26 protein-coding genes and 1 pseudogene are annotated in these 25,834 nt (G+C 75.6%); 26 read left to right on the plus strand and 1 reads right to left on the minus strand.

The window, feature by feature from the left end:
- Window positions 1-23 precede the first annotated feature (23 nt).
- From ACF0H8_RS07870 to ACF0H8_RS07950, 17 genes and pseudogenes are all read left to right on the plus strand, one after another.
- A complete protein-coding gene (locus tag ACF0H8_RS07870) occupies window positions 24-1,985 on the plus strand; it encodes an HD domain-containing protein (RefSeq protein ID WP_395288398.1) in 1,962 nt (653 codons plus the stop codon).
- 36 nt (window positions 1,986-2,021) lie between these two features.
- Window positions 2,022-3,584 (plus strand): signal recognition particle protein, encoded by a 1,563-nt coding sequence (ffh, locus tag ACF0H8_RS07875; RefSeq protein ID WP_395288399.1) that lies wholly within the window; start codon window positions 2,022-2,024, stop codon window positions 3,582-3,584.
- 154 nt (window positions 3,585-3,738) lie between these two features.
- Entirely contained in the window at window positions 3,739-3,933 is a 195-nt protein-coding gene (locus ACF0H8_RS07880; protein WP_395288400.1) for a hypothetical protein, read from the plus strand.
- Window positions 3,934-4,112: 179 nt separating this feature from the next.
- A complete protein-coding gene (locus ACF0H8_RS07885; RefSeq protein WP_395288401.1) occupies window positions 4,113-5,303 on the plus strand; it encodes an amidohydrolase family protein in 1,191 nt (396 codons plus the stop codon).
- A gap of 192 nt (window positions 5,304-5,495) precedes the next feature.
- Window positions 5,496-5,939: a 30S ribosomal protein S16 gene (rpsP, locus tag ACF0H8_RS07890; protein WP_395288402.1), complete on the plus strand. Its 444-nt coding sequence runs from the start codon at window positions 5,496-5,498 to the stop codon at window positions 5,937-5,939.
- A 6-nt stretch (window positions 5,940-5,945) separates the two neighbouring features.
- Window positions 5,946-6,185: an RNA-binding protein gene (locus tag ACF0H8_RS07895; RefSeq protein WP_395288403.1), complete on the plus strand. Its 240-nt coding sequence runs from the start codon at window positions 5,946-5,948 to the stop codon at window positions 6,183-6,185.
- Between the two features lie 96 nt (window positions 6,186-6,281).
- Entirely contained in the window at window positions 6,282-6,872 is a 591-nt protein-coding gene (gene rimM / locus ACF0H8_RS07900) for a ribosome maturation factor RimM (RefSeq protein WP_395288404.1), read from the plus strand.
- 1 nt (window position 6,873) lies between these two features.
- A pseudogene (gene trmD, locus ACF0H8_RS07905) lies at window positions 6,874-7,656 on the plus strand (tRNA (guanosine(37)-N1)-methyltransferase TrmD); the annotation flags it as partial.
- Window positions 7,657-7,758: 102 nt separating this feature from the next.
- A complete protein-coding gene (locus ACF0H8_RS07910) occupies window positions 7,759-8,289 on the plus strand; it encodes a GNAT family N-acetyltransferase (protein WP_395290837.1) in 531 nt (176 codons plus the stop codon).
- 178 nt (window positions 8,290-8,467) lie between these two features.
- Complete coding sequence (rplS, locus tag ACF0H8_RS07915) at window positions 8,468-8,818, plus strand: 50S ribosomal protein L19 (protein ID WP_395288405.1); 351 nt, start codon at window positions 8,468-8,470, stop codon at window positions 8,816-8,818.
- A gap of 143 nt (window positions 8,819-8,961) precedes the next feature.
- Window positions 8,962-9,843, plus strand: coding sequence for a signal peptidase I (lepB, locus tag ACF0H8_RS07920; protein WP_395288406.1), 882 nt, complete (start codon window positions 8,962-8,964; stop codon window positions 9,841-9,843).
- The gene (locus ACF0H8_RS07925) at window positions 9,840-10,880 is read left to right on the plus strand and encodes a ribonuclease HII (protein WP_395288407.1); all 1,041 of its coding nucleotides are present in this window, start codon (window positions 9,840-9,842) and stop codon (window positions 10,878-10,880) included. The genes lepB and ACF0H8_RS07925 overlap by 4 nt, the downstream gene beginning before the upstream one ends.
- Before the next feature lie 7 nt (window positions 10,881-10,887).
- Window positions 10,888-11,190: a DUF2469 domain-containing protein gene (locus tag ACF0H8_RS07930; RefSeq protein ID WP_152203687.1), complete on the plus strand. Its 303-nt coding sequence runs from the start codon at window positions 10,888-10,890 to the stop codon at window positions 11,188-11,190.
- Window positions 11,191-11,389: 199 nt separating this feature from the next.
- Window positions 11,390-11,752, plus strand: a complete 363-nt coding sequence (locus ACF0H8_RS07935) for a YraN family protein (protein WP_395288408.1) — start codon at window positions 11,390-11,392, stop codon at window positions 11,750-11,752.
- Window positions 11,753-13,303 (plus strand): YifB family Mg chelatase-like AAA ATPase, encoded by a 1,551-nt coding sequence (locus ACF0H8_RS07940; RefSeq protein WP_395288409.1) that lies wholly within the window; start codon window positions 11,753-11,755, stop codon window positions 13,301-13,303. It abuts the gene before it with no gap.
- Complete coding sequence (locus ACF0H8_RS07945) at window positions 13,296-14,543, plus strand: DNA-processing protein DprA (protein WP_395288410.1); 1,248 nt, start codon at window positions 13,296-13,298, stop codon at window positions 14,541-14,543. Before ACF0H8_RS07940 ends, ACF0H8_RS07945 begins: the two co-directional genes overlap by 8 nt.
- Entirely contained in the window at window positions 14,540-15,481 is a 942-nt protein-coding gene (locus ACF0H8_RS07950; RefSeq protein WP_395288411.1) for a tyrosine recombinase XerC, read from the plus strand. The genes ACF0H8_RS07945 and ACF0H8_RS07950 overlap by 4 nt, the downstream gene beginning before the upstream one ends.
- Before the next feature lie 90 nt (window positions 15,482-15,571).
- On the opposite strand, the gene ACF0H8_RS07955 is transcribed toward ACF0H8_RS07950, so the two are convergent.
- Entirely contained in the window at window positions 15,572-16,273 is a 702-nt protein-coding gene (locus tag ACF0H8_RS07955; RefSeq protein ID WP_395288412.1) for a M23 family metallopeptidase, read from the minus strand.
- A gap of 390 nt (window positions 16,274-16,663) precedes the next feature.
- Here ACF0H8_RS07955 and rpsB point away from each other — a divergent pair, with 390 nt between their 5' ends.
- From rpsB to ACF0H8_RS08000, 9 genes are all read left to right on the plus strand, one after another.
- Window positions 16,664-17,656, plus strand: a complete 993-nt coding sequence (rpsB, locus tag ACF0H8_RS07960; RefSeq protein WP_395288413.1) for a 30S ribosomal protein S2 — start codon at window positions 16,664-16,666, stop codon at window positions 17,654-17,656.
- A 32-nt stretch (window positions 17,657-17,688) separates the two neighbouring features.
- Entirely contained in the window at window positions 17,689-18,528 is an 840-nt protein-coding gene (gene tsf, locus ACF0H8_RS07965; RefSeq protein WP_395288414.1) for a translation elongation factor Ts, read from the plus strand.
- 153 nt (window positions 18,529-18,681) lie between these two features.
- Window positions 18,682-19,437, plus strand: a complete 756-nt coding sequence (gene pyrH, locus ACF0H8_RS07970; protein ID WP_395288415.1) for a UMP kinase — start codon at window positions 18,682-18,684, stop codon at window positions 19,435-19,437.
- 4 nt (window positions 19,438-19,441) lie between these two features.
- Window positions 19,442-19,999, plus strand: coding sequence for a ribosome recycling factor (gene frr / locus ACF0H8_RS07975; RefSeq protein WP_395288416.1), 558 nt, complete (start codon window positions 19,442-19,444; stop codon window positions 19,997-19,999).
- Window positions 20,000-20,013: 14 nt separating this feature from the next.
- On the plus strand, window positions 20,014-20,958 hold the full coding sequence (locus ACF0H8_RS07980) for a phosphatidate cytidylyltransferase (RefSeq protein ID WP_395288417.1): 945 nt from the start codon (window positions 20,014-20,016) through the stop codon (window positions 20,956-20,958).
- Window positions 20,959-20,974: 16 nt separating this feature from the next.
- Window positions 20,975-22,180, plus strand: coding sequence for a 23S rRNA (adenine(2503)-C(2))-methyltransferase RlmN (gene rlmN / locus ACF0H8_RS07985; RefSeq protein WP_395288418.1), 1,206 nt, complete (start codon window positions 20,975-20,977; stop codon window positions 22,178-22,180).
- Window positions 22,177-22,758 (plus strand): DivIVA domain-containing protein, encoded by a 582-nt coding sequence (locus ACF0H8_RS07990; RefSeq protein ID WP_395288419.1) that lies wholly within the window; start codon window positions 22,177-22,179, stop codon window positions 22,756-22,758. The genes rlmN and ACF0H8_RS07990 overlap by 4 nt, the downstream gene beginning before the upstream one ends.
- 32 nt (window positions 22,759-22,790) lie before the next feature.
- A complete protein-coding gene (gene dxr, locus ACF0H8_RS07995) occupies window positions 22,791-24,152 on the plus strand; it encodes a 1-deoxy-D-xylulose-5-phosphate reductoisomerase (protein WP_395288420.1) in 1,362 nt (453 codons plus the stop codon).
- A 288-nt stretch (window positions 24,153-24,440) separates the two neighbouring features.
- A complete protein-coding gene (locus tag ACF0H8_RS08000) occupies window positions 24,441-25,754 on the plus strand; it encodes a M50 family metallopeptidase (RefSeq protein ID WP_395288421.1) in 1,314 nt (437 codons plus the stop codon).
- The last annotated feature ends 80 nt before the right edge of the window (window positions 25,755-25,834 follow it).

The following is a 25,834-nucleotide window of genomic DNA, read 5'->3' on the forward strand; positions in this document are numbered from 1 at the left end:
CCCGGACGCACGACGGAGGAGCCATGACGGGCCTGGCGCACACCCCCACCACGGTGGCGGTGCTGCGCCAGGCCCGTCTCGCGCTCCCGGGCCCCGGCACCCGTGGCGGTCGCCGCTACCGCAGCGCCCTGGCGGACCTCACGGACGCCGCGCTGCGCGCCCTGTGGGACGACGCGGCCCGCCGCACCGGCCTGGATCTCTCCCGGGGCGTCGCCCTGACCGCGGTGGGCAGCCTCGGGCGCCGCGACGGCGGGCCGCTGTCGGACCTGGACCTGCTGCTGGTGCACGACGGCCACTCCCTGGCCCCCGCCCGCCTCGCCGCCCTGGCCGACGCGCTGTGGTACCCCGTCTGGGACGCCCGGCTCGACCTCGACCACTCCGTCCGCAGCCTGGACCAGTGCCGCCAGGTCGCCTCCGCCGACCTCCCGGCCGCCGTGGGCCTGCTCGACGTGCGGCCCCTGGCCGGGGACGAGGCGCTCGCCGCGGCGGCGTCCCAGGCGGTGCTCGCCGACTGGCGCGCCGCCGCACGCCGGCGCCTGCCCGAGCTGCTGGAGTCCGTGGCCGACCGAGCGGAGCGGGCCGGGGAGCTGGCCTACCTGATCGAGCCTGACCTGAAGGAGGCCCGCGGGGGCCTGCGCGACGCCGTCGTCGTCCGGGCCCTCACCGCCTCCTGGCTCACCGACCGCCCGCACGGCGACCTCGACCGGGCCTACGCCCACCTGCTCGACGTGCGCGACGCCCTGAGCCTGAGCACGGGCCGGCGCAGCAACAAGCTGCTGCTCGCCGACCAGGACGACGTCGCCCGCCGGCTCGGACTGGGCCGGGCGGGCAGCGGCGTCGTCGTCGCGACGACGTCGCGCGGCGCGCCCGTCTCCGACGCCGCCGACGACCTCCTCGCCTCCGTCGCGGGCGCGGCCCGGGTGATCTCCGCGGCGCTGGACGGCACCGTGCGCCGCGCCCGCCGCGCCGTCGCCAAGCCGCGGTTCTTCCGCCCCCGCGTGGTCCGCGGCCGCGCCCAGCCGCCGCACCTGACCTCGATGGGGGAGGGCCTGGCCGAGCACGACGGCGAGCTGGTCCTCGCCGGCGGCGCCGACCCCGGACGTGACCCGCTCCTGGCGTTGCGGGCCGCCGCGACGGCGGCCCGCGCGGACCTGCCCCTCTCCCCGGTGACGCTCACCAGCCTCGCCGCCGCCGCCGCGCCGCCGGACCCCTGGCCGGGCGAGGCCCTGGCGCTCCTCCTCGAGCTGCTCGCCCAGGGCCCCGCGCAGGTGCCCGTGTGGGAGGCGCTGGACCTGGCCGGCGTGGTGACCCGGTGGTTCCCGGAGTGGGAGCAGGTGCGCAACCGGCCCCAGCGCAACGCGATCCACCGGTTCACCGTGGACCGGCACATGGTGGAGACCGCGGCCCAGGTGGCCGCGACCGCAGCGCCTGTGCCGGCAGGGGCGGTGCCGGCCATGGCGGGGATCGCCGGCGGGTTCGGCACCAGCGCGGGCGGGGAGTCGGCCGGACGTGTGGCGGACGAGCCGGCCGGCGCCGGCCTGGCGGGACCGGTGCCGCCGGCGGCCGCGACGCGCGCGGCACCGTCGGCGGGGGAGGGGCGCGAGGACCTGCTGCTGCTCGCGGCGCTCTTCCACGACATCGGCAAGGTCCCCGGCGGCGGGCACCACGCGGACCTCGGCGCCCGGCTGGTCGCGCCGATCATGGACCGCCTCGGCCTGCCGCCCGCCGACCGGGACACCGTCGTGCTGCTCGTGCGCGAGCATCTGCTGCTGCCGGCGGTGGCCACGCGGGAGGACATCGCCGACCCGCGGGTGCTGGACCGGGTGGCGGACGCCGTCGGGCGCCGTGGGGACGTGCTCGCGATGCTGCGGCGCCTGACCGAGGCCGACGCCCGCGCCGCCGGACCCCAGGCGTGGACGGGGTGGCGGGCGCAGCTGGTGGAGACCCTTACCACTCGGGTCGCGGCCCGCCTGGCATTACCCTGATCCTCAGTCCTTTCCCTGACGACCTGAGGTAGTGCCTTGTTCGCCAACCTGTCCGACCGGCTCACCGCCTCCTTCAAGCAGCTCCGCGGCAAGGGGCGGCTCTCCGACGCCGACATCGACGCGACCGTCTCCGAGATCCGGCGCGCGCTGCTCGACGCCGACGTGGCCCTGCCGGTGGTGCGCGCGTTCGCCGCGAACGTGCGCGAGCGCGCCAAGTCCGCCGAGGTCTCCCAGGCGCTCAACCCGGCGCAGCAGGTCATCAAGATCGTCAACGCCGAGCTGGTCGAGATTCTCGGCGGCGAGGCCCGTGACCTGCACTTCGCCAAGCAGCCACCGATGGTGATCATGCTCGCCGGCCTCCAGGGCGCCGGCAAGACCACCCTGGCCGCCAAGCTCGGCCGGTGGCTGCGCGAGCAGGGCCACACCCCGCTGCTCGTGGCCGCCGACCTCCAGCGGCCCAACGCCGTCACCCAGCTGCAGGTCGTCGGCGAGCAGGCCGGCGTGCCGGTGTGGGCCCCGGAGCCGGGCAACGGCGTCGGCGACCCGGTCGCCGTCGCGCGCTCGGGCGTGCAGCACGCTCGCGACAAGCAGTACTCGGTCGTCGTCGTCGACACCGCGGGGCGCCTGGGCATCGACGCCGAGATGATGCAGCAGGCCGCGGACATCCGCGACGCCGTCGACCCCGACGAGATCCTGTTCGTGCTCGACGCGATGATCGGTCAGGACGCGGTGACCACGGCCAACGCGTTCGCCGAGGGCGTCGGCTTCACCGGCGTCGTCCTCACCAAGCTCGACGGCGACGCCCGCGGTGGCGCCGCGCTGTCCGTGCGCGGGGTGACCGGGAAGCCGGTGCTGTTCGCGTCCACCGGCGAGAAGCTGTCGGACTTCGAGCGCTTCCACGCCGACCGAATGGCCTCGCGCATCCTCGACATGGGCGACATCCTCACGCTCATCGAGCAGGCCGAGCGGGCGTTCGACGCCGAGCAGGCCGAGGAGATGGCCGCGAAGATCGCCGGCGACGGCGAGTTCACGCTCCAGGACTTCCTCGTCCAGCTCAACCAGATCAAGAAGATGGGCTCGATGAAGAAGATGCTCGGCATGCTGCCGGGCATGGGCCAGATGCGCGAGCAGCTGGAGAACTTCGACGAGCGCGAGGTGGACCGCGTCGAGGCGGTCGTGCACTCGATGACCCCGGCCGAGCGGGACAACCCCAAGATCCTCAACGGCTCGCGGCGCCAGCGCATCGCCCGCGGCTCGGGCACCACCGTCGCCGAGGTCAACTCGCTGGTGGAGCGCTTCGAGCAGGCCAAGACGATGATGCGGCAGATGACCCGCGGCGCCGGCCGCGGCGTGCCCGGTATGGGGATGCTGCCCGGCGGCGGGAAGAAGTCCAAGGGCCGCATGCAGGCCCCGCCCAAGAGTCAGCAGAAGGGCAAGAAGGGCAAGTCCGGCAACCCGGCCAAGCGTGCCCAGCAGGAGCGGGAGGCAGCGACGAAGGCGGCGCAGCAGCCCGCCGCCGGCTCCGCGTTCGGCCTCGGCAAGCCGCAGCAGCCCCAGCAGGTGCCCGACCTCGAGGAGCTGCAGAAGTACCTGCGCTGACCCCGCAGCCTCCCACGCCCGAGACGTCACGCTCTCCCGCGCCCGGGATGTCACGCTCTCCCGCGCCCGCCTGTCAACTTCTCCTCGAGACGTCAGCTTCTCGCCGACATGAACACCCCCGAAGGACCTCTCGTACCCGCGCGGGAGAACCACCATGGCCCACCTGACCCCGGAGCTCGTCGCCGCCGCACGCGCCCGGCGCGCGGCTGAGGCCTACCGAGACGCGGGGGACGACGACCTGCCTCGTGGCGTTCCCCTGCGGGCCGATCGAGCGGGTTCCCCGCCGGCAGGCCCGCCCTTGGCGGGTGAGGCGGAGGCCCGCGCCTGGGCGATCGAGCTGGCCAGCTGAGGCGGCTGAGAACGGAACGCCGTAGCGGGACCGCGTCCGCTCACCCTGGCGATTCCTACGGAGCAGCGCCGGTGTCAGGGCGCCCGGGCAGCTGACATTTCGACGAGGAGATGACAGGTCGAGGAGGAGATGACATCTCGCGCGCAACGGGGCGCGGGCGGGCGTGAGAACGTACCGCCATGGAGGAGCTGCTGCACCTGTGCGGGACCGTCGTGGTCGACGACGCCATCGAGCTGCCTGAGGTCTGGGTGGCCGACGGGCGTCTCACCCTCACCGCGCCGCCCAGGGCCGAGCGGGCCCGGCAGATCAGCGGCTGGGTCCTGCCCGGGCTGGTCGACGTCCACTGTCACATCGGCCTGGGCCCCGCGGGAGAGGTGGACGAGGAGGAGGCGCTGCTCCAGGCGAAGGCCGACCGGGACGCCGGCACGCTCCTGGTGCGCGACGCCGGCTCGCCCATGGACAACCGGTGGGTTCAGGCCCGCCCCGACCTCCCGCGGCTGATCCGCGCCGGCCACCACCTGGCGAGGCCCAGGCGTTACCTGCGCGACTACGGGCTCGAGCTCGACGACGTCGCCCAGCTCCCGGACGCCGTCGCCGAGCAGGCCCGCTTCGGCGACGGGTGGGTCAAGATCGTCGCCGACTGGATCGACCGCTCCGCGGGTGCCGACGCGGACCTGCGCCCGCTCTGGCCGGCTGACGTCCTGCGGGACGCGATCGCCGCGGCCCACGACAACGGTGCCCGCGTCACCGCCCACACCTTCGCCCGGGAGACGATCGACCCCCTGCTCGACGCCGGCATCGACGGCATCGAGCACGGCACCGGCATGGACGCCGACCACATGGCGGAGGCCGCCCGCCGGGGCATCCCCGTCACGCCCACGCTGCTGCAGGTCGGCTACTTCAGCGCCTTCGCCGAGCAGGCCGGCGCCAAGTACCCGGTGTACGCGACCCGGATGCGCCGGATGCACGAGCGGCGCTACGAGCAGGTCCGCGCGTTCCACGACGCCGGGGTCCCGCTGCTCATGGGCTCCGACGCCGGCGGCACCATCGCGCACGGCTCGCTGCCCGCCGAGGTGGCCGAGGTGGCCCGCGCCGGGGTCCCCGCGCGCGACGTCGTCGCCGCCGCCGGCTGGCGAGCCCGGGAGATCCTCGGCGTCCCCGGCATCGCCGAGGGCGCGAGCGCCGACGTCGTCGTCTACGACGCCGACCCGCGCCAGGACGTCGCCGTGCTCGCCCGCCCGGCGGCGGTCGTCCTGCGCGGGCGCCTCGTGCAGCGCGACGACGGCACTCGCGGCCTGGCTGTTCCGTTGGTCCTGACCCGGCCGGGCCGAGTGCCGCCACCAGGGCGCCGCCCGGGCCGGCGGGCGTGACGAGCCACACGCCGCCGCCGGGGCGCCGCCCGGTTTCGGCCCGGGCCACGGATCTGGCAGAATGACCCGCTGTACTCGGCCCGGCCGGCCCCTCTCACCGCCCGGCGCCGCGTCCTGCGACCAACCGAGACGCCGTAACCCACCGGGGTCCTGCGAGGTCCACCCCATCACGAAACCAGGAGTGACCACCTAGTGGCAGTCAAGATCCGTCTCAAGCGCATGGGCAAGATCCGCGCGCCGTACTACCGCGTCGTCGTCATGGACTCGCGCACCAAGCGCGACGGCCGTGCGATCGAGGAGATCGGCAAGTACCACCCCACCGAGGAGCCGTCGCTCATCGACATCGACTCGGAGCGGGCGCAGTACTGGCTCTCCGTGGGCGCGCAGCCGACCGAGCAGGTGGCGGTGCTCCTCAAGGTCACCGGCGACTGGCAGAAGTTCAAGGGCCTGCCCGGTGCCGAGGGCACCCTGCGCACCAAGGACTCCTCCGCCGAGGCGCAGGCCCAGGCCAAGGCCGCCGCCGTCAAGGCCGCCGAGGACGAGGCCGAGAAGCGCAAGGCCCGCGCCGCCGAGGCCAAGGCCGCCCCGGCCGAGGAGCCCGCCGGTGACACCGAGGCTCCCGCCGAGGAAGCCTGATCCGGCGTGCTGGCTGACGCTCTCGAGCACCTCGTGCGCGGCATCGTCGACCACCCGGACGACGTGCGGGTCTCGGCCCGCAGCCTGCGCCGCGGGGAGCTGCTGGAGGTCCGCGTCCACCCGGCCGACCTCGGCCGCGTGATCGGCCGCTCCGGCCGCACCGCCCGCGCGCTGCGCACGGTGATCGGCGCGCTCTCCACGTCCGGCCCCGTGCGGGTCGACGTGGTGGACACCGACCGCCGCTGAGCTCAGCACCCACAGGCCCGGCCCGCCACGCGGGCCGGGCCTGCTGCCACCCGGGCAACCCCGTCACCCTCACGTCCACGAGCACAAGGAGCCGGCGTGCTGCTCACCGTCGCCATCATCACCTCGCCCCACGGACTCAAGGGCGAGGTGCGCCTGGACCTGCGCACCGACGACCCGGCCCGCCGCCTCGCCGTCGGCAACGTGCTCGAGACGGAGCCGGCCGACGCGGGCCCGCTGACCGTGGTCCGCACCCGGCAGACGGGGGACTCGACGTTCGTCGTCTTCGAGGAGGCGCGCGACCGCAACGCGGCCGAGGCGCTGCGCGGCGTGCGGCTCGTCGTGGAGACCGACGAGGACGAGGACGGCGGCGACGCGGACGAGGGCTGGTACGCGCACCAGCTCGTCGGGCTGCGCGCCGTCCACGTCGACGGCCGGGAGCTCGGCACCGTCGCCGACCTCGAGCACCTGCCCGCCCAGGACGTCCTGGTGATCAACGAGCCCGACGGCGCCGAGGCACGCGTGCCCTTCGTCGCCGACCTCGTTCCCGAGGTGGACACAGACGCGGGCACCATCACGCTCGACCCGCCCCGTGGCCTGTTCGCCGCGGACCCGGCGGACGAGGACGAGGAGGCGGGCGAGCCGTCCGACGGCGCCGCCCACGGAAGCGACGCGGGCAGCAGGGCCTGACGTGCGCATCGACGTCGTCTCGATCTTCCCCGGCTACCTGGACGCCCTGGACCTCTCCCTGGTCGGCAAGGCGCGCCGCGACGGGCTGCTGGACCTGCACGTGCACGACCTGCGGCGGTGGACCGCGGACCGGCACCGCACCGTGGACGACACCCCGTTCGGGGGCGGCGCCGGCATGGTCATGCGACCCGACGTGTGGGGCCTGGCGCTCGACGAGGTCCTCGACGCGCCGCTGCCCGCCGGCCGCCCCGCGCGACGCGTCCTCCTGATCCCCACGCCCTCGGGCGAACGGTTCACCCAGGCCATGGCCGAGGACCTGGCCTCCGCCGACCAGCTCGTGCTCGCGTGCGGACGCTACGAGGGCATCGACGCCCGGGTCGCCGAGCACTACCGGCGCTCGGGCACGGTGGAGGTCCGCGAGCTCTCGCTGGGCGACTACGTGCTCAACGGCGGCGAGGTGGCCGCCCTCGTCGTGGTCGAGGCCGTGGCCCGGCTGCTCCCCGGCGTGATCGGCAACCCCGACTCGCTCGTGGAGGAGTCGCACGGCGCAGCCGGCCTGCTCGAGTACCCCGTGTACACCAAGCCGCCGGTGTGGGCGGGGCTGGAGGTGCCCGAGGTCCTCACCTCCGGCCACCACGGCAAGGTCGCCCGCTGGCGGCGCGACCAGGCGCTGGCGCGCACCGCCGAGCGCCGGCCGGACATGGTCGCCGCCCTCGACCCCGCCCGGCTCGACCGCGCCGACCGGGCGGTGCTGGCCGCCCACGGCTGGTACGTGCCCGCCGGCGGGGCGCCCGCCCGCGTGCGGGTGCGCCGCGCCGTCGCCGACGACGCCGCGGCCCTGGCGGGCCTGGCCGCGGCGACGTTCCCGCTCGCGTGCCCGCCCCACATGGCGGCCGAGGACGTGCGGGCGTTCATCGCCGACCACCTGTCCGTCGAGCACTTCGCGGCGTACCTCGCCGACGACGCCCACTACGCGGTCCTGGTGGCGGAGCCCGTGACGGGCGGCGCGGGCGGGCCCGCCCTGGTCGGCTACACGCTCCTCGTCCTGCCGCTGGACCCGGCGGAGCCGCCCTACGCCGACGACGTCGCCGTTCTCGTCCGGCAGCGGCCCGCGGCCGAGCTGAGCAAGTGCTACGTGCTGCCCGCCTACCAGGGCACCGGCGTGGCCGGCGCCCTGCTGGAGGCCACCATCGCCGCCGCGGAGTCCGCCGACGTGGCCGGGGAGCCGGTCGCCGCGCTGTGGCTGGGGACCAACCGGGCGAACAGGCGGGCTCAGCGCAGCTACGCCCGGCACGGCTTCACCGTCGCCGGCACCCGGCGGTTCCGGGTGGGGAAGGCGCTGGAGGAGGACGTCGTGATGGTCCGCCCGCTGCGCGGGGTGGCCGAGACCACAGCACCGCCCGCCGCCGCACGTTAGCCGGGGCCCGCGCGCTGTGGCAGACTAGGACGGCCGTGCGCCGCGACGCATGCCCGACCGACCTGCCGCAGGGGGCCGGAGGACGCCCGCGGACGCCGAGCACCCCATGACCGACGTGGCGGCCCCCCGCCCCGACCTGCGCGCGTGACCTGTGGCACGAGCGGGAAGAGATCACACCATGCAGACCCTGGACATCGTCGACAACGCGTCGCTGCGCGACGACATCCCCGCCTTCCGGTCCGGCGACACCCTCAAGGTGAACGTCAAGGTCGTGGAGGGCAACCGCTCCCGCATCCAGGTCTTCCAGGGCGTCGTGATCGCCCGCTCCGGCTCCGGGGTGCGCGAGACCTTCAAGATCCGCAAGGTCAGCTTTGGCGTGGGCGTCGAGCGCACCTTCCCGGTGCACTCCCCGTCCATCGACTCGATCGAGGTCGTCACCCGCGGTGACGTGCGTCGCGCCAAGCTGTACTACCTGCGCGAGCTGCGCGGCAAGAAGGCCAAGATCAAGGAGAAGCGCGAGACGCGCTGACCGACCTGCGGTCGTCCCGTCTGCCCGGCACACTACGGTGTGCCGGGCAGCGTCGCCTCCGGGGAAGTTATCGTCATCCAGTGGCCCTCGCACCGTCCGGTGCCGGCCCTGTCCGGCACCTGCAACAGAGGGGAGCGTGAGGTTTGAGCACCGGAGCGTCCGACCCCGCCGCACCGATCCCGCGCCGTGAGCGGGCCGAGACCCGCCCAGACCCGCTCGCGCACGACGTGATGCCGTCGAGCTTCCCGCCCGGCGCGCCGCGCGCGATGCCGCCGCGGCCCGAGGTCCCGGCCGCCGGCGAGGACGGCCCGCCGCAGCCGGCGAAGAAGCAGCGGCGCGGCGGGTGGCTCCGGGAGGGACTGACCGTGATGGTCTCCGCCCTCGTGCTCTCGATCCTCATCAAGACGTTCCTGGCACAGGCCTTCTGGATCCCTTCCGGGTCCATGGAGGACACCCTCGCCGTGGGCGACCGCGTGATGGTCAACAAGCTCGTGCCCGGCCCCTTCGAGCTCCAACGCGGCGACATCGTGGTGTTCGTCGACCCCGGCGGGTGGCTGGGCGAGCTACCGGAGGACACCCGTCCGGAGTGGCAGCAGACGGTCACCGAGGTGCTCACCTTCATCGGCCTGCTGCCCCAGGACGCCGGCCACCACCTCATCAAGCGCATCATCGGGCTGCCGGGGGACCAGGTCGCCTGCTGCGCCGAGGACGGCCGGCTGACCGTCAACGGCGAGCCGATCGAAGAGCCGTACCTCAAGGACGGCACCGCCCCGAGCGAGGCGACCTTCACCGTCACCGTGCCGGAGGGGCACGTGTGGCTCATGGGCGACAACCGGTCCAACTCAGAGGACTCCCGCGCCCACCTCGGCGACCCCGGCGGCGGGATGGTGCCCATCGACAGCGTCGTCGGGCGCGCCTTCGTGGTGCTGTGGCCCGCGGACCACTTCACGATCCTGAACACCCCGGAGGAGACTTTCGCCGAGGTCCCCGAGGAGCCTGCGGAGGTTCTGGAGCCGGCACGATGACCCAGGAGGCCACGACGCGGCGTGCCAGCCGGCGCCGCAGCGCAACCGGGCGGCGCCCCGCGCCGGCGCGCCGGCCGCGGCCCTCGCGCGTCCTGGAGACCCGGCTCGCCGCCGACCTCGGGGCCCCGGCGCTCGTGGCGGGCATGGACGAGGTCGGCCGCGGCGCGCTGGCCGGTCCCGTCACCGTGGGTGTCGCCGTCGTGGGGCCGTCGACCTCCCGGCGCATGCCCAAGGGCCTGGCCGACTCCAAGCTGCTCACCCCGAGGGCGCGCGAGGACCTCGTCCCGCCGGTGCGGGCCTGGTGCACGGGCAGCGCGGTGGGGCACGCCTCCCCGGAGGAGATCGACGAGCTCGGGATCATCGCGGCGCTCCGCCTCGCCGGGCGCCGCGCCCTGGCCGCGCTCGCCGCGGACGGTCTCGTCCCCGGCGTGGTGATCCTCGACGGCGTGCACGACTGGTTGAGCGAGCCGGCGCAGGGTCAGCTCTTCGCGCCGGAGCCGCCGGAGGTGCTCGTCCCCGGCACAGGAGCCCCGCCGCCGCCGATGCCGCCCGTGCGCACGCAGGTCAAGGCCGACCAGAGTTGCGCCGTCGTCGCGGCGGCCAGCGTGCTCGCCAAGGTCGAGCGGGACGCCATCATGGTCGGCCTCGCGGCCGAGCAGCCCGCCTACGGGTGGGCCGGCAACAAGGGCTACAGCGCCCCCGAGCACATCGAGGCGCTGCGCGAGCACGGCCCCTGCGCCCTGCACCGCCGCTCCTGGCGCCTGCCGGGCCTGGACGACGGCGTGGAGGCCTGCCTCGCCGACGCGGCCGACCTCGCCGGGCTGGGCGAGCTGGGCCCGGACGAGGACGCGGAGCTGGCGGGCCTCGGCGACGACCTCGAGGCGGACCTGGACGTCGACGAGGCCGAGGACCCCGCGCTCGACGCCGGGCGGCCGGGCGGCGCCCAGTGGTTCGTCGAGCCGACCCTCGCGTTCGCCGACGCCGCCGAGGACGGCCCCGGCGAGGCCTCCGCGGACGTGCTGGTGCGAAGGGCATGATGATCCGGTGAGTGCTGAGGACCTGGAGAACTACGAGACCGAGCTCGAGCTCGACCTGTACCGCGAGTACCGCGACGTCGTGGGCCTGTTCTCCTACGTCGTGGAGACGGAGCGGCGGTTCTACCTCGCCAACAACGTCGACGTCCAGGTGCGCTCCACCGGCGGCGAGGTGTTCTTCGAGCTGACCCTCACCGACGCCTGGGTGTGGGACGTGTACCGGTCCGCCCGGTTCGTGAAGTCGGTGCGCGTGGTCACGTTCAAGGACGTCAACATCGAGGAGCTGGCCAAGCGCGAGCTCGAGCTGCCCTGACGCCGCCCGGCGCGGGCGCTCACGCCAGAGCGGGCGAGCCGGCGGGCCACGCCTGAGCCCCGGGCGCGCGACTGGCGCTCCGCCCGTCGGGCCGGGACGCGTCCACACCGCACCGACCTGACGCCGCGTCCACAGCCCACCCCGCGCCCTCCGCGCGTCGGGCGCACCTCACGCCAGGCTCGGCGCGGGGGTGGTGCACGTGAGGGCCAAGGACGCTGTCGGGGCGTACGGCGAGCGGGTCGCGGCGCGGGCGCTGGCCGAGCGGGGGCTGGAGGTCATCGAGCGCAACTGGCGGTGCCGCCACGGCGAGATCGACCTCGTGGCCCTGGACCGCGCCACCGGCGAGGTCGTGTTCGTCGAGGTCAAGACGCGGCGGTCGGCGCGCTACGGTCACCCGGCCGAGGCCGTCACCCGCGCGAAGCTCGGGCGCCTGCGCCGGCTGGCGGGGATGTGGCTCAGCGAGCACGACGTGCGGGCGGGCGGCGCGCGGCTCGACGTCGTCGCCGTGCTCGTGCAGGCCGGCGGCGCCGCGCGCGTCGAGCACCTGCGGGGGGTGGGCTGAGTGCACCTGGGCCGCACCTGGACCGTCTGCCTCGTCGGGCTGGAGGGCCACCTGGTCGAGGTCGAGGCGCACCGCAGCTCGGGCCTGCCCGCCTTCACGCTGGTGGGGCTGCCCGACGCCGCGGTGAACGAGGCCCGCGAGCGGGTCCGGGCGGCCGTCAGCTCCGCGGGGCTGGCGTGGCCCGCCGCGCGGCTGACGGTCAACCTCTCCCCGGCGTCGCTGCCCAAGAGCGGCACCGGGCTGGACCTCGCCCTCGCCGTCGCCGTCCTCGTCGCGGACGGCCTGCCCGCCGCCGACGCCGCGGCCCGCACCGTCCACCTCGGCGAGCTCGGGCTCGACGGCCGGGTGCGGCCCGTCCGCGGCGTGCTCCCGGCCGTCGCGGCGGCGGTCGCCGCGGGGCGCGCGGACGTCGTCGTGCCCGCCGGCAACGCCGCGGAGGCGGCCCTGGTGCGCGGGGCGCGGGTCCGGGGCGTCACGCACCTCGCCGAGGTCGTGCGCGCCTACGGCGGGCGGGCCCAGGTGCCCGAGGGGCCGGCCGGCCCGGCCCGCCGGTCGCCGGCACCCGACCCTCCGGGCAGCGACCGCCCGCCGGACCTCGCCGACGTGCTGGGCCAGGACGACGCCCGGTTCGCGCTCGAGGTCGCGGCGGCGGGCGGGCACCACCTGTACCTGCTCGGCGCGCCCGGGGCGGGCAAGACGATGCTCGCCGCCCGGCTGCCGGGGCTGCTCCCGGACCTGTCGGACGCCGAGGCGGTGGAGGTCACCGCGGTGCACTCCGTCGCGGGCACGTTCGACCCGGGAGGCGGCCTGCTGCGGCGGCCGCCCTTCGAGGACCCCCACCACACGGCCACCCCGGCCGCGGTGATCGGCGGCGGGTCGGGGATCCCGCGGCCCGGCGCGGCCAGCCGCGCGCACCGCGGGGTGCTCTTCCTCGACGAGGCGCCAGAGTTCTCGCCGCGGGTGCTGCAGACGCTGCGGGAGCCGCTCGAGAGCGGCGAGCTCGTCCTGCACCGCGCGGCCGGGTCGGCGCGCTACCCCGCCCGGTTCCAGCTGGTGCTCGCGGCCAACCCCTGCCCGTGCGGCAAGGCGGTGGGCAAGGGCCTGAGCTGCACCTGCACACCGCTCGAGCGTCGGCGTTACCTCGGCAGGCTCGGTGGCCCGCTGCTGGACCGGATCGACATCCAGGTCGACGTCGCACCGGTCACGCGGGCGGCGCTGGCGGTCGCGGGCGCGGCCGAGGGCACCGACGCCGTGGCGGCGCGCGTGGCCGCGGCGCGCGACAGGCAGCAGGCGAGGCTGGCGCCCACCCCGTGGCGGAGCAACGCGGAGGTCCCCGGCGCGTGGCTCCGCGGGCCCGACGGCGGGCTGCCGCCGGCGGTCCGCGGGACGCTGGAGCGGGCTCTGGACCGAGGGTCGCTGAGCATGCGCGGCATGGACCGCGTGCTGCGCCTGGCGTGGACGCTGGCCGACCTCGCCGGGAGCGAGCGCCCCGGCACCGACGACGTGGGCGTCGCGCTCGCGCTGCGCACCCACGGGGGGACCGATGGCTGACCTGCCGTTCGACGCCACGGACCCGCGCCTGGCCGCGGCCGCGTGGAGCCGGATCGTGGAGCCGGGCGACCCGGCCGCCGGCACGCTGGTCGCCCACGTCGGCGCGGTGGACGCGCTGGACTGGCTCGTCCGGACCGTCCGGGAGGGCCGGGCGGCGACCGGCGGCTCGCGACCGTGGGAGCAGGCGGTCGGCCGGTGGGCACCGCGGCTCGACAACCTCGACGTCCGCCGCGAGCTCGACGTGCTCGCCCGGCTGGGCGGCGCGCTGGTGGTGCCCGGCGACCCGGAGTGGCCGGCCAGGCTGGACGACCTGGGGGAGCGGCGCCCGTTCGCGCTGTGGGTGCGCGGCGGCCTGGCCCAGGTCGGCGCGCCGGCCCCGGCGCCCGGCGGGGCGCCGCCCGCGCCGCCGGCGCCGGTCGCCCCGGGTGCGGCCGTCGCGGTCGTCGGCTCGCGCGCCGCCACCGCGTACGGCCAGCGGGTCGCGGCCGAGCTGGCCGCCGGGCTGGTCGCCGAGGGGGTGAGCGTGGTCTCCGGCGGCGCGTACGGCATCGACGCGGCCGCCCACCGCGGCGCCCTCGCCGCCGGCGGGCACACCGTCGCCGTCCTCGCCGGCGGCGTCGACCGGCTGTACCCGGCCGGCAACACCGCCCTGCTGGAGGCCGTCCTCGCCGCCGGCGCCGTCGTCGCCGAGGTGCCGCCCGGGTGCGCCCCGAGCCGGTCGCGCTTCCTCGCCAGGAACCGGCTCATCGCGGCGCTCGGAGCCGCCACCGTGGTCGTCGAGGCGGCGTGGCGCTCCGGTGCGCTCAGCACGGCCGCGCACGCCGCCGGGCTCTCGCGCCCGGTGGGAGCGGTGCCCGGGCCGGTGACCTCGATGGCGTCGGCCGGCTGCCACCGGCTGCTGCGCGAGCAGGGCGCCGTGTGCGTCACGGACGCGGCCGAGGTGCTCGAGCTGGTCGGCCCCGCTGGTGAGCACCTGCCCGAGGACCCGCCCGTCCAGACCGGGCTGCTCGACGGGCTCGACCCGCGCGCCGCACGGGTGCTCGACGCGCTGCCGGTCCGCGCCGCGGCGCCCGTCGCGAACGTGGCCCGGACGGCGGGGCTGGCCGTCGCCGAGGTGCGTGCCGTCCTGGGACTGCTGGAGCTCCAGGGCCGGGCGGAGCGGTCGGGCAGCGGCTGGCGACGGCGCGCCGCGACGGCTGCCGCCCCCTCCCGCGGGGCCCGTCGTACGGTGAGGACGTGAACGATGCCGGAGCCGGCCGGGCGGCAAGCGAAGAGAGCCTGCTCGAGGCCTTCTCGCGCTTCCTGAGCCTCCAGCGCGGGCTGAGCGTGCACACCGTGCGCGCCTACGTCGCCGACGTCACCCAGCTCCTCGACCACCTCGCCGGGCGGCAGCCCGCCGACGATGTCCCCGCGCTGGCCGGCCTGGACCTGGCGACGCTGCGCGCGTGGCTCGCCGACCAGCAGCGCCGTGGGATGTCCCGCGCCACCCTGGCCCGCCGCTCCGCTGCCGTGCGCACGTTCTGCACCTGGGCCTACCGCGGCGGCCATCTCGCCGAGGACGTCGGCCTGCGGCTGCGCAGCCCTCGACCGGACCGTCACCTGCCCGCGGTCCTGGCGGTGGACGACGCCGCCCGGCTGCTGGAGACGGCGCGGCAGCGGGCGGACGACGACGATCCCGTCCACCTGCGGGACTGGGCCGCCCTGGAGCTGCTGTACGCCACCGGCACGCGCATCAGCGAGCTCGTCGGCGTCGACGTGCCCGACGTCGACCTCCGCGAGCGGACCGTCCGGGTGACCGGCAAGGGCGACAAGGAGCGCGTGGTGCCCTTGGGCGTGCCTGCCGCCGGCGCCCTCGAGACGTGGCTGGCGCGCGGGCGGCCGGCGCTGGCCGGCCCGGCCTCGGGGCGGGCGATGTTCCTCGGCGCTCGCGGGGGACGGGTGGACCCCCGCACGCTGCGGGGCGTGCTGCACCGGCTCACCGCCGTCGCCGGCGTCCACGACCTCGCGCCGCACGGCCTGCGGCACACCGCCGCCACCCACCTGCTCGCCGGGGGCTCGGACCTGCGCACCGTGCAGGAGGTGCTCGGGCACGCCTCGCTCGCCACCACCCAGCGCTACACCCACGTCACCCCCGAACGGCTGCTCGCCGCCTACAACCAGGCCCACCCGCGCGCCTGACCGTCGATCCGCGACCGGGTCGTCGAGCGCGCCGGGTCCCAGCGGCCGCGGGCGGCGGCCACCGGGCCGCCGCGGCCCGGAATTCCCGGGTCAGGGGAGGCCGACGTCGTCGGGCAGCAGGCGCACCACCACCTCCGCGCCGACCAGGGAGAGCGGGTCGAGGTACGCGTCCCGGCCCGTGCGGGCCCCCCAGTGCAGGCAGCCCGGCTTCCACGGCGGGCAGTGCCCCGCGCCCAGGTGGCCCAGGACGTCCCCGGCCGCCACCCGCTGGCCGGCCACGACGGCGGGGACGACCGGCTCGTAGGTGGTGCGCACGCCGTCCTCGTGCTGCACCGAGACGACCGGGCGGTCCACCACCGTCCCCGCGAAGACGACGACGCCGCCGGCAGCGGCCAGCACCGGGGCGCCGACCGGATGAGCCACGTCCACGCCGCGGTGCCCGGCGTCCCACGGTCGCCCCGGCGGGTCGAAGGCCCGGACCACCTCCGCCGGGGCACCGGTGGGCCACGAGTACTCGGGCGCGGCCACCGTACTGGCCGCGACCTCACCGGCCCGCGCGCCCGAGGTGCCACCCGCCGCGCCCTCGTTGCTCGCCACGGCGCGCGCCCCGTTCGCCGGTGCCGCACCCGCGCCGCCCCCCGACGCCTCCGGCCCCGCCGCGGCGGCTGCGCCGTCGACGGCGGTGCCGCCGCCTGGGAGCGGGCCGGGGGCGGCGGCGAGCACCCCCAGGGACAGCGCGCCGGCCGCCGCGAGGCCGGCCACGAGCGGGAGACGGGAGCCGAGGAGAGCCATGGGGCCACCATCCCGCCGGCCGCCCCGCGGCCCCGCCGTGCGCGCCGCGGGCTGTGGACCGGGTGCCCGAGGGCGGCCGCTGTGCGTAGTGAGGCGCCTCCCACCCGCCCGCGGGCCGGGGCCCCAGACGATCGGCTACCATATTCACCGCAGCCGGCCTCGGTCGGCTGACATCGCGTGCCCGCACGTCGCCGCACCACCGAGCCCCCGCGGCCTCCGGTCCGGCGAGGCGAGGGAGCAGCGGTCCCGCCCCCGGGCGGGTGCTCCCTCACCGCGGGCACCAGGGTCCTCGGCCACCCGGCCGCGGACGGACAACCGGAAACCGGGCTACGGGCGCCGCGCGCTCGCAGGCCCCTCGCGTGCGGGTGACCGCACAGATAAGGACGTGCCATGGCCGTCGTCACCATGCGCCAGCTCCTCGAGAGCGGCGTGCACTTCGGGCACCAGACCCGCCGTTGGAACCCGAAGATGAAGCGCTTCATCTTCACCGAGCGCAACGGCATCTACATCATCGACCTGCAGCAGTCGCTGAAGGACATCGACCGCGCCTTCGAGTTCGTCAAGGAGACGGTCGCCCACGGCGGCAACATCCTGTTCGTCGGCACGAAGAAGCAGGCCCAGGAGGCCATCGCCGAGCAGGCACAGCGCGTGGGCATGCCGTACGTGAACGAGCGGTGGCTGGGCGGCATGCTCACCAACTTCGGCACCGTGCACAAGCGCCTGCAGCGCCTCAAGGAGCTCGAGCAGGTCGACTTCGACGACGTCGCCTCCTCCGCCTTCACCAAGAAGGAGCTGCTCATGCAGCGCCGCGAGCGGGACAAGCTCGCCCGCACCCTCGGCGGCATCCGCGACATGGCGAAGGTCCCGTCCGCCGTGTGGATCGTGGACACCAAGAAGGAGCACCTCGCCGTCGCCGAGGCCCGCAAGCTCAACATCCCGGTCGTCGCCATCCTCGACACCAACTGCGACCCGGACGAGGTCGACTACCCGATCCCGGGCAACGACGACGCCATCCGCGCCGTCTCGCTGCTGACCCGCGTGATCGCGGACGCGGTCGCCGAGGGCCTCGTGGCCCGCCACGGCGGCGGCGCCGGCGCCACCCCGGCCGAGGAGCCCCTGGCCGAGTGGGAGCGCGAGCTCCTCGAGGCCCACGAGGCCGACACGAGCACCAAGACCTCCGTGGTCGCCGCCGAGGCCAAGGACGACGAGCTCGCCGCCGCGCAGCAGACCGCCGGTGCGCTGCACGACGCCCAGCAGGTCGCCGAGGCCGCCGAGGCCGAGGGCGAGGCCGGCGGCCCCGACGTCGCGGGCCCGGACACCACCCAGGTCGCCGACAACTCCGTCGCCGCCGAGGACGCCAAGTCCGCCGAAGAGCAGGCCTGAGACCCACCGGAAGATCTGGAGAGGATCACCACATGGCGAACTACACCGCCGCCGACATCAAGGCTCTGCGCGAGAAGACCGGCGCGGGCATGCTGGACGTCAAGAAGGCTCTTGACGAGGCCCAGGGCGACCAGGACAAGGCGTTGGAGATCATCCGCGTCAAGGGCCTGAAGGGCGTCGCCAAGCGCGAGGGCCGCACCGTCGCCGAGGGTCTCATCGCCGCGGAGGTCACGTCCGACGGCGACGGCGAGACCGGTGTGATGGTCGAGGTCAACTCCGAGACCGACTTCGTCGCGAAGAACCAGACCTTCATCGACTTCGCGAACAGCGTGCTCGCCGCGGCCGTCTCCTCCAAGGCGGCGGACGTCGACACCCTGCTGGGCGCGGAGGCCGACGGGCAGACCGTCCAGGCCAAGGTCGACAACGTGGCCGCGACCATCGGCGAGAAGATCGCCGTGCGCCGCGTCGCCCGCGTCAGCGGCGAGAAGGTCTCGGTCTACCTGCACCGCACCGCCAGGGACCTCCCGCCGTCGGTGGGCGTCCTCGTGGCCACGGACGCCGCGGGCGCCGAGGTCGCGCGCGACGTCGCGATGCACATCGCCGCGTTCTCCCCGAGGTACCTCTCCCGGGACGACGTCCCGGCCGACGTGGTGGAGAACGAGCGCCGCATCGCCGAGGAGACCTCGCGCAACGAGGGCAAGCCGGAGGCCGCGCTCCCGAAGATCGTCGAGGGCCGCATGAACGGCTTCTACAAGGAGAACTGCCTGCTGGACCAGGCGTTCGCCAAGGACCCGAAGAAGTCGGTCGGCAAGGTCGTGGAGGAGGCCGGCGGCACCGTCCTCGGCTTCGTCCGCTTCCGCGTCGGCGCCTGACGCACCATCCCGGTGGCCCCGGCCCTCGCGAGGGCCGGGGCCACCGGCGCACGACCCCAGGCCGTGCGCGCGCCGCGGGGCGGCCAAGGCTTCGCGGCGTCACCGCAGCACCGCACCACCGACAGCACGCCCGCCCTCGCAGGAGGTCCTGACTTGTCCGAGCAGACCAGCGGCAGCGCCGCACCGGCCCGCCGCGTTCTCCTCAAGCTCTCCGGCGAGGTGTTCGGGGGAGGCCGGGTCGGCCTCGACCCCGACGTCGTCTCCGACGTCGCCCGCCAGATCGCCGCGGCCGCGGCCGACGGCGTCCAGGTCGCCATCGTCGTCGGCGGCGGGAACTTCTTCCGCGGCGCGGAGCTGTCCCAGCGGGGCATCGACCGCTCGAGGGCCGACTACATGGGCATGCTGGGCACCGTGATGAACGCCCTGGCCCTGCAGGACTTCCTCGAGCAGGCGGGGGTCCGCACCCGCGTGCAGACCGCCATCGCGATGGGACAGGTCGCGGAGCCGTACATCCCGCTGCGTGCCATCCGGCACCTGGAGAAGGGACGCGTCGTGATCTTCGGCGCCGGCGCCGGGATGCCGTTCTTCTCCACCGACACCGTCTCCGCCCAGCGCGCGCTGGAGACGCACTGCGCGGAGGTGCTCGTCGGCAAGAACGGCGTCGACGGCGTCTACACCGCCGACCCCAGGACCGACCCCACCGCCACCAAGCTGGACCACATCACCTACGCCGAGGCCATCCAGCAGGGCCTGAAGGTCGTCGACGCCGCCGCCTTCAGCCTGTGCATGGACAACGGCCTGACGATGCGCGTGTTCGGCATGCAGGAGCCCGGCAACGTCACCCGCGCCCTGCGAGGTGAGAGGATCGGAACGCTCGTGACCACGAGCCAGCACACAACGAAGGAGTGACGCCGTGATCGACGACGCCCTGCTCGAGGCCGAGGAGAAGATGGACAAGGCGGTGGAGCGGGCCCGCGAGGAGCTCAGCCACATCCGCACCGGACGCGCCAACGCCGGCATGTTCAACCCCATCCCCGTGGACTACTACGGCGCGCCCACGCCGCTGCAGCAGCTCGCCTCCCTGACCATCCCCGAGGCGCGCACCGTCCTCCTCCAGCCCTACGACCGCTCGGCGACCCCGGCCATCATCAAGGCGCTGCGCGAGTCGGACCTCGGCGTCAACCCCACCGACGACGGCAACGTCATCCGCGTGGTCCTGCCCGCCCTGACCGAGGAGCGGCGCAAGGAGTACGTCAAGCTCGCCCGCACCAAGGGCGAGGACGCCCGCATCGCGGTCCGGGCCGTGCGCCGCAAGGCCAAGGAGGAGCTGGACCGCATCAAGAAGGACGGCGACGCCGGCGAGGACGAGGTCGACCGCGCCGAGAAGGAGCTCGAGGGGCTGACCAAGCGGCACGTCGAGACGATCGACACCGTCCTGGAGCACAAGGAGCGCGAGCTGCTCGAGGTCTGAGCGGTAACTGGACCATGAGCGAGCAAGGAGCCGACCACCTCACCGCCGCCCTGCGCCGCCTGAACGAGGCGAGGCGCCGCGCCCGCACGGAGCTGGTGACCCCACCGCCGCCGCGGCCGCGGGATCCGCTGCCGCCCACCGGGCGCGCCGGGCGCAACCTGCCCGCCGCCACCGGCGTGGGGCTCGGGCTCCTCGCCGTCGTCGCGCTGAGCCTGTTCACCCGCCGCGAGGCCTTCGTGTTCCTCGTGGTGGTGGCCTGCTTCGTCGGGCTGTGGGAGGTCGCCCGGGCGGTGGCCCAGCGCGGGATCCGCATCCCGCTGCTGCCGCTGTGGGTCGGCACGGTGGGCATCCTCGTCTCGGCGTGGAGAGCCGGCGCGGAGGCGATGCTCATGGCCTTCACGCTCACCGCCGGCGGGGTGTTCCTCTGGCGGGTCCTCGACGGCGGGGGCCGGGGCGCGGTGCGGGACGCGGCCGCGGCCATCTTCGCCGCCGCCTACGTGCCCTACCTCGCCGGGTTCGCGCTGCTCATGCTGCGCCAGCCGGACGGCGCGTGGCTGGTCGTCACCTTCATCGTCGTCACGATCGCCAACGACGTGGGCGGCTACGCCGCCGGGGTCCTGTTCGGCAAGCACCCCATGGCGCCCTCGATCAGCCCGAAGAAGTCCTGGGAGGGCTTCGCCGGTTCGCTGCTGCTCTCGGCCGCCCTCGGGGCGCTGCTGGTGGCGCTGCTGCTGGGCCAGGCGTGGTGGCTCGGTGCCGGCCTGGGGGCCGCGGCGGTCGCCGCGGCGACCACCGGGGACCTCGCCGAGTCCCTCCTCAAGCGCGACCTCGGGCTGAAGGACATGGGCTCGCTGCTGGCCGGGCACGGCGGCATCATGGATCGCCTCGACTCGCTGCTGGTCTCCGCCCCCGTGTGCTACGTCATCCTCGCGGGGGCTACCGGACAGCCCGTCCTCTGAGAGGATGGTCCGCGTCATGACGCAGCAGACCCCAGCCCCCGTCCAGGTCAGGCCCTCCCACCAGGTGGAGCCGGGCGGCCGGCCGACCTTGACCTTCACCGCGAGGCGCCGCGGCAAGCCGCCCCGCCACCTCGCCGACCTCACCACCGCCGAGCGGTCCGAGGTCGCCAAGGAGCTGGGCCTGCCCGCCTTCCGCGCGGACCAGCTCTCCCGGCACTACTTCGCCCACCTGACCCGCGACCCCGCGGACATGACGGACCTGCCGGCCGCGGCACGCGACCAGCTCACGGCGACGCTGGTGCCCGAGCTCGTCACCAAGGTCCGCGACATGACGGCGGACAGGGGCGCCACGGTGAAGTCGCTGTGGCGGCTGTACGACGGCGCCATGGTGGAGTCGGTGCTCATGCGGTACACCAACCGCACCACGCTGTGCGTGTCCTCCCAGGCGGGCTGCGGCATGGCGTGCCCGTTCTGCGCCACCGGGCAGCAGGGCCTGACCCGCAACCTCTCCACCGCCGAGATCGTCGAGCAGGTCCGCCTCGCCGCCAAGGCCTCGCGCGACGGCGAGCTCGCGGGCGGGCCCACCCACCTGCGCAACGTCGTCTTCATGGGCATGGGGGAGCCGCTGGCGAACTACCGTGCGGTGGTGGGCGCCGTGCGCCGGATGGTCGACCCCGCGCCCGCCGGGCTGGGGCTGTCCGCCCGCAACGTCACGGTCTCCACCGTGGGCCTGGTGCCGGCCATCGACAAGCTCGCCAAGGAGGGGCTGCCCGTCACCCTCGCGGTGTCCCTGCACGCCCCCGACGACGAGCTGCGCGACGAGCTCATCCCCATCAACTCGCGCTGGAAGGTCGGCGAGCTGCTCGACGCCGCCCGCCGCTACTTCGAGGCCACCGGCCGGCGCGTGAGCATCGAGTACGCGCTGATCAAGGACATGAACGACCACGCGTGGCGCGCCCAGCTCCTCGCGGACGAGCTCAACGCCCGCGGCCGCGGCTGGGTGCACGTCAACCCCATCCCGCTGAACCCCACACCGGGCTCCATCTGGACCGCCAGCGAGCGGGACGTGGAGCAAACCTTCGTCGACACGCTGCGAAACGCCGGGATCCCGACGACCGTGCGCGACACTCGGGGGAGCGACATCGACGGCGCGTGCGGCCAGCTCGCCGCCGAGGTCCTGGTGGAGAAGAAGGTTCCGGCGAAGGAGCAGCAGCAGGGATGAGCACGATGTTCCCCCCGGCGGGCAGGACCCGGACGGGATACGACCGCCAGCAGGTCGAGGAGTTCTTCGCCCGCGCCCGGGCCGCGTACGAGCAGGGCCCGGCGCCCACGGGCGCCGCGGGCACGGCCGGCGGGTCCGGCGCCTTCGACGAGAAGGACGTGCGGGCCGCGGCCTTCGACCTGGTCCGTGACGGCTACGCCACCGCCGCGGTCGACGCCGCCCTGGACCGGCTCGAGGCCGCCTTCGTCCAGCGCCGCCGCACCACGTTCGTCGCCCGGCAGGGCGAGGCGGCGTGGATGGAGCACATCGCCGAGCTCGCCACCACGCTCTACCCCCGGCTGCTGCGCCCCGCCGGGCAGCGCTTCCGCGCCCCGGACCGGGGCCGCGGCTACGACCGGGAGGCCGTCGACGCGCTGCTCGAGCGCCTCGTGGCGTACTTCGACGACGGCGGCGAGCTGACCGCCGCCGAGGTGCGCGCGACGACCTTCCCCGCCGCCCGTGCCTCCCGCGCCTACCACGAGGGCACCGTCGACGCCTTCCTCGACCGCGCGGTCGAGGTGCTCGTCGCGGTCGAGTGAGCGGCGCGGCGCCGCCCGGCCCGGGCGGGACCATGACGGACCACGGCGACCTCGGCTCGCGGCCGGCCGTCCGCGGCGGCGCCGACGCCGTCGCGGCCGGACCCGCCGGTGCGCCGGCGGCCGCGGCCGGGCGCAGCGCGGGGCCGACGGACCTGGTGCTGCTCGGCTCGACCGGGTCGATCGGCACCCAGGCGCTGGAGGTCGTCGACGCCGCGCCCGCGGGGACGTACCGCGTGCGGGCGCTGTCCGCCGGCGGCGGCCACCTCGAGCTGCTCGCCGCGCAGGCGGTCACTCACGACGTCGAGGCCGTCGCCGTGGCGACCGAGGACCCCGACGACGTCGCCCGGCTCCGCGCCCTCCTCGCGGACGAGCTCGCCCGCGCCGGGCGCGACGGCCGCGGCCCCGACATCCTCGCCGGCCCGGACGCCGCCACCCAGGTCGCCGGCGCGCTCTCCTCCCGCGCCCCCGGCGCCGGCCGCGCCGTCGTCCTCAACGGCATCACCGGCTCGGTCGGCCTGGCCCCCACGCTGGCGGCGCTGCGCTCGGGCGCGACCCTGGCGCTGGCCAACAAGGAGTCACTGGTCGTCGGCGGCGCGCTGGTGCGCCAGGCACAGAGCCGGCCCGGCCAGGTGGTGCCGGTCGACTCGGAGCACTCCGCCATCGCGCAGGCGCTGCGCTCGGGCCGCCACGAGAAGGGCATGACCAGCCCCGTGGTCACCGGCCGCACCGAGGTCGCCCGGATCGTCCTCACCGCATCCGGCGGGCCCTTCCGCGGCCGCCGCCGGGACGACCTCGCCGGCGTCACCCCGGCGCAGGCGCTCGCGCACCCGACGTGGTCGATGGGCCCGGTGGTGACCGTCAACTCCTCGACCCTGGTGAACAAGGGCCTCGAGCTCATCGAGGCACACCTGCTGTTCGACGTGGCCGCCGAGGACATCGTCGTGGTGGTGCACCCGCAGTCGGTGGTCCACTCGATGGTGGAGTTCCTCGACGGCTCCACGATCGCCCAGGCCTCCCCGCCGGACATGCGGCTGCCCATCGCGCTCGGCCTGACCTGGCCCGAGCGGGCGCCCGGACCGGCGCGGCCCTGCCGCTGGGACGAGGCCGCGGCGTGGACCTTCGAGCCCCTCGACGAGGACGTGTTCCCGGCCGTGCGGCTCGCCCGGCAGGCCGCCGCAGCGTCGGCCACCCACCCGGCGGTGCTCAACGCGGCCAACGAGCAGTGCGTCGCGGCGTTCCTCGACGGACGGCTGCCCTACCTGGGGATCGTCGAGGTCGTCGAGGAGGTGCTCGGCGCCCACGACGGCCGTGGCGAGCCCGACCTGGCCGACGTCCTGGGCACCGAGGACTGGGCCCGCGCCCGGGCCGAGGAGCTGATCGCCCGCCGGGCGTGAGCTCGCCGGAACGGGGCGCGCGTGAGGCCGTGCTGCCGGTGCGAGTCCCTGCGGGAGCCGGCTGGCGGCAGCCGTCGCAGGCGGCGCCGGCGGGCGTGCGGCCCGGGAACCACGCCCCGCCGCCGGCCGTTGAACCGCCGACGGTGCGGCCCGGCCAGGAGAGGGATGATGGTCGCGTCCGGCTAGCCCGCCCTGACCCGCGCACGACCCCGCCCGCCCGGGCCAGGCCACCCGTCCGGCCGACCCCAGCCCCCCGTCCGCCCTACGACCACCGGAAGGAGCCCCGCCATGGACTTCGTCATCGGCGTCCTCATCCTCGTGGTGGGTCTCCTGCTCTCCATCGCGCTGCACGAGATCGGCCACCTGGTCCCCGCCAAGAAGTTCGGCGTCAAGGTGCCGCAGTACATGGTCGGCTTCGGCAAGACGCTGTGGTCCCGGACCGTGCGCGGCACCGAGTACGGGATCAAGGCGCTCCCGCTCGGCGGTTACGTCCGGCTGGTGGGGATGTACCCGCCGGCGCGGGCGGGCCGGCGCCGGCAGGTCCGCGGCGACGGGCGGCTGACCCTCGTGGAGGAGGCACGCGCGGCGGCGCTCGAGGAGATCGGGCCGGGGGAGGAGCACCGCGCCTTCTACAACCTCTCCGCGCCCCGCAAGCTCGTCGTCATGCTCGGCGGGCCGGTGATGAACCTGCTCATCGCCACCGTCCTGATGGCCGTGATGGTCACCGGGCTGGGCCTGGCCCAGCACACGAGCACCATCGCCAACGTGCAGCAGTGCGTCCCCGCCGAGCCCGGCCAGGAGTGCACCCCCGCCGACCCCGCGGCGCCCGGCGCCGTGGCCGGCCTGCGTCCCGGCGACCAGGTCCTCCGGTGGGGCTCCGCCGAGGTCGAGAGCTGGGAGGACGTCTCCGCCGCCATCGCCGGCGGCGGCACCGGGACCGTGCCGGTCGTCGTCGAGCGGGACGGCGAACGTCGCACCGTCCGGGTCACCCCGCAGCTCACCGAGCGGCCGGTGGTGGACGATGAGGGCGCGCCCGTCCTCGACGCCGACGGCGACCCGGTCACCGAGACCCGGCCCTACGTCGGCATCGGCCCGACGTTCGAGCTGGTCCGACAGCCCCTCACAGACGTCCCCAGCCTGGTGTGGAACCTGTTCACCGGCACCGTCGAGGTGGTGCTCACCCTGCCGCAGCGGCTGGTGGACGTGGCCGAGGCGGCCTTCGGCACGGCCGAGCGCGACCCCGGCGTGGTGGGCGTGGTCGGCGTCGGGCGCTTCGCGGGCGAGATCGCGTCCGTCGACAGCACCCAGTACAGACTGACCGAGCGCAGCGCCGACATGATCTCCCTGCTGGTCTCGCTCAACATGGCGCTGTTCGTGTTCAACCTCGTCCCGCTGCTCCCGCTCGACGGCGGTCACGTCGCCGGCGCGCTGTGGGAGGGGGCCCGCCGCCAGGTGGCGCGGCTGCGCGGCCGGGCGGACCCGGGACCCGTGGACACCGCACGGATGCTGCCGCTGACCTACGTCGTCGTCGCGTTCATGGTGGGCATGAGCCTGCTGCTGGCCTACGCCGACATCGTCAACCCGATCACCCTCACCGGCTGATCGCGGGGGCCCGGCCCGCCCCTCCCTCGCCCCGCGGCCCGGGCGGCGGCTCGGCTCCGCCGGCGCCCCCGCCGCGCGGG

The sequence above is a fragment of the Georgenia sp. AZ-5 genome, assembly GCF_043952095.1.
Taxonomy (GTDB): domain Bacteria; phylum Actinomycetota; class Actinomycetes; order Actinomycetales; family Actinomycetaceae; genus Georgenia.